The organism is Vibrio sp. Y176, assembly GCF_033438945.1.
Window position 1 is genome coordinate 1 of the sequence record NZ_JAWOQS010000343.1, and the last position, 803, is coordinate 803.

Here is an 803-nt window from a genome sequence, read left to right on the forward strand (position 1 = left end):
CATTCGCAGAATCCGTTGCTTTCTCTTCCTCTTTCACTTCAGGCGTTGCTTGAGGCTTATCGTCATCCTTTGGCTTATTCATTGGGTTATCACCCCAGCCTGCTGGCTCACGAATTTCCGCTTTACGTTCCATGAGATCATCAATTTGGCGAGCATCAATGGTTTCATACTTCATCAGCGCATCTTTCATCGCATGCATGATGTCCATGTTGTCTTCCAAAATCTTTTTCGCACGGTCGTAGTTGCGGTCGATGATTTGACGAACCTCATCATCGATCAGCTTAGCGGTATCATCAGACATGTGTTTAGTCTGCGTTACGCTACGACCAAGGAATACTTCACCTTCATCTTCTGCATAAAGTAGAGGACCAAGTTTTTCAGAGAAGCCCCATTGTGTCACCATCTTACGAGCAATATCTGTCGCCCGTTCAATGTCGTTGGAAGCACCTGTCGATACTTTTTCAGGACCGTAAATTAGCTCTTCAGCAAGACGACCGCCATACAGGCTTGAAATCATAGACTCTAAGTGCTGACGAGACATACTTACGCGGTCTTGTTCTGGCAAGTACATCGTTACACCAAGTGCACGACCACGTGGAATGATAGACACTTTGTACACAGGATCATGCTCAGGTACTAAACGGCCAACAATCGCGTGACCTGCTTCATGGTACGCTGTTGACTCTTTGGTCTCTTCTGACATCACCATAGAACGGCGCTCTGCACCCATCATGATTTTGTCTTTCGCTAGCTCAAACTCAACCATAGAGACATTGCGTTTGTTGCCACGTGCAGCAAATAGC

Annotated in this window: 1 pseudogene; it reads right to left on the bottom strand. The window is 46.5% G+C overall.

Features of this window, described 5'->3' with window-relative positions:
- Positions 1-803, bottom strand: a pseudogene (locus tag R7O13_RS25965) (ATP-dependent metalloprotease); the annotation flags it as partial.